The organism is Moorena sp. SIO3H5 (assembly GCF_010692395.1).
GTDB lineage: Bacteria > Cyanobacteriota > Cyanobacteriia > Cyanobacteriales > Coleofasciculaceae > Moorena.
Window position 1 is genome coordinate 1 of the sequence record NZ_JAAHHS010000431.1, and the last position, 6,268, is coordinate 6,268.

The 6,268-nt window shown below is 44.6% G+C and carries 4 protein-coding genes and 1 pseudogene; 3 read left to right on the forward strand and 2 right to left on the reverse strand.

Annotated features, from left to right (window positions below):
* Window positions 1-31: 31 nt before the first annotated feature.
* The gene (locus F6K52_RS30405) at window positions 32-1,093 is read right to left on the reverse strand and encodes a hypothetical protein (protein ID WP_293087656.1); all 1,062 of its coding nucleotides are present in this window, start codon (window positions 1,091-1,093) and stop codon (window positions 32-34) included.
* A gap of 18 nt (window positions 1,094-1,111) precedes the next feature.
* Between F6K52_RS30405 and F6K52_RS30410 the strand changes: the two genes are divergently transcribed.
* From F6K52_RS30410 to F6K52_RS30420, 3 genes are all read left to right on the forward strand, one after another.
* Complete coding sequence (locus F6K52_RS30410) at window positions 1,112-2,113, forward strand: permease (protein WP_293087659.1); 1,002 nt, start codon at window positions 1,112-1,114, stop codon at window positions 2,111-2,113.
* Between the two features lie 277 nt (window positions 2,114-2,390).
* A complete protein-coding gene (locus tag F6K52_RS30415) occupies window positions 2,391-3,203 on the forward strand; it encodes a TIGR03943 family protein (protein WP_364420470.1) in 813 nt (270 codons plus the stop codon).
* Between the two features lie 97 nt (window positions 3,204-3,300).
* Window positions 3,301-3,441 carry a hypothetical protein gene (locus F6K52_RS30420; RefSeq protein ID WP_293087662.1) on the forward strand — a complete coding sequence of 47 codons (141 nt, stop codon included), beginning with the start codon at window positions 3,301-3,303 and terminating at the stop codon, window positions 3,439-3,441.
* Here the strand turns inward: F6K52_RS30420 and F6K52_RS30425 are convergent.
* Window positions 3,438-6,268 (reverse strand): annotated as a pseudogene (locus F6K52_RS30425) (hypothetical protein); the annotation flags it as partial. The gene F6K52_RS30420 and the pseudogene F6K52_RS30425 sit on opposite strands and share 4 nt — an antisense overlap.

Genomic DNA, 6,268 nt, shown 5'->3' on the forward strand with positions numbered 1-6,268 from the left:
TTCAGCTCCAACAAGTCCTGCCCACTCCGATCTAAACTAGATCAGCTTTCAATTCTGCTAGTGGTGTGTTAATTTCACCATAAGCCCAAAGAATTTTGTTACGATAATACAATAGGTAAATTAAATCTATATAAATGCCAGTAATGGTGTCTATTATAGAATCAAGAGATGGCTTTTTCGGAAACAACCAGATTAACAGATGATGGTTGTGCTTGATAGCTTCTGGCTCTGACCAATTGGCGGGAGGACGCCAAAATTCAAATAAAGTACCCCCTAGCACTTTGCCTTGGGCTTGAAAGTCTCTTGACCAGTCGGGTTGAGACACCAGTTGCTTGTAGCATTCTAGGGCAATTTGTGTAGGGTCTTGATCACGGTCACACAGTTGACCCCACAGGATCCAAGTTTGACCAATTGCTCCAGGTTGGTGATTGATGTGGGCAAGAATTTCCCGTTGGATATTTTTAATATTCGTAATGGGTTGGGGGGAATGGTTGGATTGTCTGATACCATCAGCATAGACTCCAGAACAGTTCACCTGAAGGGCGTAAGTGTTACCAATTTGGATAGGGTAGTAGTAGCCTTCCAAGGGACGCTCGAAATTCTTGACCACATCAGCACCCAATAGTTCCACCAACCTAGATTCTGAGCGTTCTGCCTGTTTTAGCTTAGCCAGTAAGGTCGGCTCTAGGATCAGGTCTGATTCATCACCCTCGGGATGACCATAGATTCTTTGCCAGAATCGTTCACGATTGTGATCAATAATTTCCGGGTCTTGCCCTAGACCTTCCCGTAGATCGTAGAGGAATAGGTCAAGATTAGGGTATACTATTTTATTTAGGTCAGACATTGGCTTAAGCTTCCAACGGATAGTAACAAGGATAGTAAACTCTTGCCTATTCCAAAAGTTCTCACGAAGTGTAGCTATGCGCCACCCTACGGTGAAAGATATGGCCTCTATACTGAAAAAGAATCGTCTAGTATCAGGTAAGGTTTTCCCGATTAAATTCCCTATCGGTGGTATCCAAAAGCCTTTCCCCAGACTAGTGTTTAACGTTTGACCTTTGATTTTTCTCTTGCTTAACACGTTGCTCAAGCATAAACAGGAAAATGCATGAATCAGCTCAACAACGCCTTCACCCTATTCTTGAGTTTGTTGGTTGAAGCAACACCTTTTTTGCTACTGGGGGTAATTCTCTCCAGCTTATTGCTGTTTTTTGTCGATGAGCGCAAGCTGATTGCTAGTATGCCTCGCCACCCTTTTCTAGGAGCAGTCTTTGGTAGTTGTGTCGGCTTTTTATTCCCAGTGTGTGAGTGTGGTAATGTGCCAGTGGCTAGGCGGCTGCTGAGCCAGGGAGCACCAGCACCAGTGGCAATTGGGTTTTTGCTCGCAGCCCCAACCATCAATCCTGTAGTAATTTGGTCAACTTGGGTCGCCTTTCGAGACCAGCCGGAAATCTGGGTATTGCGCATTTTATTTTCCTTAAGTATTTCCATTTTTATCGGCTGTGTCTTCAGTACTCAGAAAGACTTAGCCCCCCTACTGCAACGAGCAGTGTTTCGCTCTAGACCAAGGAAATTTGCTGAAGATAAACCAGCATTACTACAATCAGGCTCATATTTACTCGGTCAATCTGGTACACCCTTGCCCCTAGACACTAATGTCTTAAACACAGCCCCTAGCCAGGACATACAAAGCAAACCCTTGCCTGACCGACTACAGCTCTTTGTCGAAAATGCTATACAAGAGTTTCGGGAGCTAGGCTCAATCCTAGTTTTAGGTAGTGCGATCGCAGCCATTATTCAAGTCGTTATCCCCCGTGATATTATCATTAGCCTCGGTCAAGGACCAGTGATGTCTATTTTGGCCATGATGCTATTGGCCGCTGTAGTATCCATCTGTTCCACCGTCGATGCATTTTTTGCCCTCGCCTTTGCCTCAACCTTCACCAGTGGTTCGTTGTTAGCATTTCTAATCTTCGGACCAATGATTGACATCAAAGCCATCGGCTTACTGTTATCGGTATTTAAAACCAAGTCAATCATTTACCTATTTCTCATAGCAGGGCAGTTAACATTTTTATTAACTTTGTTTATTAATTTGTATGTTAGTTAGGGAATAGGGAATAGGGATTAGGGATTAGGGAGTAGGGAACAGGGAACAGGGAACAGGGAATAGGGAACAGGGAACAGGGAACAGGGAACAGGGAACAATAAGTAGAATGAAAACTATTTACTGATTATGAAATGTTAATTATTAAGTATGAATTATTAGGGATTAAGAATGTCTAGCCCATATCCCCACACTCTTAGCACTACTCCCTGCTCCCTGCTCCCTGCTCCCTACTCCCTAAATTAACTTTTAAATCCTCCTACAATCCAGTAGCTTGTTAATGATGAATCCATCTAACCATTCAGGACGTTTGTCCAGAAAAAGTTCTTACAGGAGAAACTGGTCAATTCCTCTTTTAGAAGTAATTGCTTTAGCGTTATGGGGAGTTTTATTGTTGAAATCCTGGCTAACTGGTGAGTTAAGCTTATTAATTCATCCCAATTACTTTAGCTTGGTAGTTATCACTGGTCTAATTTTATTGTTAATATCAGGTTTGAGGTTATCTCAGCTGCTGAAGTTAGAGCGTCAACACCGATTAGGTAAAGCAGTAACTAGACCAGCTGTTCAACATACAACCTTATTTCCCCCTAGTTGGAGTAGTTGCTTCCTAATTGCTACGGCAATGGTTGGTTTAATCGTGACACCCAAAGCATTTACTAGCCAAACCGCCCTACACCGGGGTATTGCCGACGCCCCCACCATAACGCGATCGCAACCGCAATCCTTCCGTAGTGCTAGCAATCCTGAAAAGCGCACCCTCATTGAATGGATCAAGCTTTTGAATGTTTATCCTGAACCCGATGCCTATACCGGTCAAAAGGTAAAAGTGGATGGTTTTGTAGTCATTCCTCCTAATCTCCCTCCAGACCATCTCTTAATTTCCCGGTTTGTGATTACCTGTTGTGCTGCTGACGCTTATCCTTTAGGTTTGCCAGTAAAACTGAATGAAAACCGTAATGATTATCCGTCCGATACCTGGATCGAGGTTGAAGGTAACATGATTACAGAAACCCTGTATGATAAACGCCAGCTGGTGATTGAAGCCAGTGGGATTAAGAAAATTCCTGAACCGGAAAATCCTTATTATTATTAGATTAGGGAACAGGGAACAGGGAACAGGGAACAGATAAAGTAGAAATCACTATCTAGGTTATTAGACTATAGGGAGTCGGGAGTCAGAGTTGCCAACATTGAATTTATCTCAATTGTCCCCTATCTCCCTAGCTCCCCATCTCCCTATCTCCCTAGCTCCCTACCTCCCTATCTCCCTAGCTCCCCATCTCCCTAGCTCCCCATCACCCCATCACCCCATCACCCCATCTCCCCACTAACTCTGCCCACACTTTCCAGACAGCCGCCAAGACCCATTTGGTGTCACGGTAGTTGTTGGATTAGCAGTAAGAAAGATATTGCCATCAGCATCAATCATGATGCCTTGAGCTTCTATAATCCGTTTTGGCTTAGGGGTAGTGGGGGGCTTAACGGGGGGATTCACGAATGCTGTACGGGAGCGATAACGTCCACGGGCAGAAGGGCGGCGTATATCTTCCCAATGGCTATTGCTGCTGATTTCACCTGGGCGAGGGGGTAAGCCGCCACGTCCAGTATTGATAAACCTACTGCCAGTGCTATTACCCGGTTGACAGCGCTGGTATAATTCAGCCTTGCCTGCTTCCGTGGGTAAGCTGTTTGGTTCGCGCTCATCAAAGTTATCGATGGTGTCGATATCTACATTACCGTCTGTACGACCACTGGCATCTATATCATTTCTTCTATTGCCTGAGAAGGCTTTGCGCTCTTCAATATCACCCACAATACTTAAGGAATCACTTAAGGCATTGATAGTGATATTACCCCCTTGACCCGTTGGAGCTCTGGTAAGGATATCGCTACCATCAGGAGGAGTTGCGGGAAAGGCAATCAGAAATTCGGTGTCAATATATATATTGCCGCCCTTGACTTGGAAATCCTCATTCTCAGAAGCCTCAGCAGAAATCCTACCGCCATCTCGCAGTATGAGCTGATTAGTTGAGATATCTATGGTTCCACCTATGATCTCCTCCATACCATCACCCCTTGCTGTTTTTAATACACTACTGAATACACCACTGAAACATGGAGGGCTCTCGCACTGAATGGGGTTGTCATCACTCCCTATCCCATCGAAAATTACCTGATCCCGTGCCCGAATTGTTACCTTACCCCCATTTCCTTCCCCTTCTGTCTGAGACCTAATAGCACCACCATTGGTGAGGACAAGTGACCCAGTTTCTATCAAGACCTCACCGCCATCGCCATTTCCCTCTTTGTTCACCCTACTAAGGATAGAATTAGGACCTTTGTCGAAGGTCACTGTTTCTGTAGCCATAATAGTTACCGAACCCGCATCCCCTTTCCCTTGAGTGTTGGATTGCAGGGAGCCATTAGTTAAGGAAACCGACCTAGCCTTGATCGTGATGTCGCCAGCATTACCGACACCTCTATCCTCGACACTAGTGACTGCACCACCAAATTGATCTTTCTCGGTGCCAAAGAACACTTGGTCACGGGCAACAATTTCAATATTCCCTGAGTCACCAAAGGATTCTTCAAAGGATTGGTTCTCGGCCTGTCGATCTCCAACTCTGACTTGGATTTGAGCGCCACCAGTTAAAAACAAGGAACCTGTGGTAATGGAAATGTCACCACTGTCACCTTCCGCACCTGCTCTGATAATATTGACAATACCAGTGCGATTCTCTACTATCTCCTTTTCCCTTTGAGATCTACCTTTAAATCCTTCAAAGGTGATTGTATCATCAGCAAAAATAGTAATTTTCCCGGAATTTGCTTGACCAAAGGTACTGGTTTCGATCTGACCACCGTCAGTAGCAAACAGTGAGCCAGTCTCGATCTTGATATCTCTACCGTTTTTGGTGCCAAAGGTTTTACTAATAATGAAACTTCCGTTAAGGGATAGTTTATCATTTGTAATCAAGGTAATATCCCCGGCTTGCCCAGAAGCGGAAGACGCATCAATGCGATCGCTTATGTCAATCCCCCCGCGATAATCAATAAAGACCGAGCCACCATCCCCTTCAAACCTCTTTTTACTCTTATCTATCTCAAACTTTGTCAAGTTATCATCGACTAGGTTAGCTACGGTACCGTCTCCAGTCAGAAGCGAACTAATTTTCAGGGTGTCACTAACTAAAGATTGGTTAGCTTGATACTGATTGGTTAACAATACCAATCCATTGGGAGCATTAATCGAGATCTCACCAATTTCGATATTGGCACTAGTAGCAGCACTGCCAACATTAGGGGCTAGGTTACCACTATCTGTATTTCCTGGAAAACCTCCCAGTAATGTCCAATCTATACCAGCCCGGATATCTAAAGTAGGTTGGTTACTGCCATCAATCACTACAGACGTTGCTGCTTTGTCCGACAAGGTCAGATTAGCTAGACTAGCCAAGAACGGATTGGAGTTATCAGGGCTAATCGCATTATCTCCAGTATCGGTAGAGTTAATTTCGATGTCCCCAACGGTAACACTCCCTCCTGCCAAAATATGGAGTGATGCTCCGGTATAGTTTCCTAAACTGACATCTCCATTAGCCAAAATAATGGGATCATTGGGACTAATGAAATTCCCTGGGTTACCATCCAACTGCTCAATGATGATATTTCCGCCAACGGTATAGTTAGTATCTCCTGTGATGGGATTAGCAGAGCGCAACCGTAAATCGGAACCAGCCAATAAACCGCTATCGGAATGGTTCTTTGCGGCAATAGTAATTGACTGATTTCCCTGGATTACAAACAAACCACCGGCTGATGCTTTAAAGGGTTGCGCTACACTATCGGTGATGTTGACTGTATCTTCTGCCAACAGAGTTACATTCCCACCAGCCTCCAGTTGACCCTGTAAATCCAGGTTGCCAGCGGCGAGAGTTAAATCTTGTCCTACTGCTAAATTCCCAGCATTTGTAATGGTTGTTCTGGGGTCATCTTGGCCATACTGCAATCCTGGAGTAATATTAATGGTTAACAGTGGTGGGGCTTCTGGCGACGTGGCACTAAACTCTTGCCCATCACCAAATACCAAGCTATTAGCATCAGACGCAAAAAACGAACCAGCTACATCTAATTTCGACTGGGGTCCAAACAGAATGA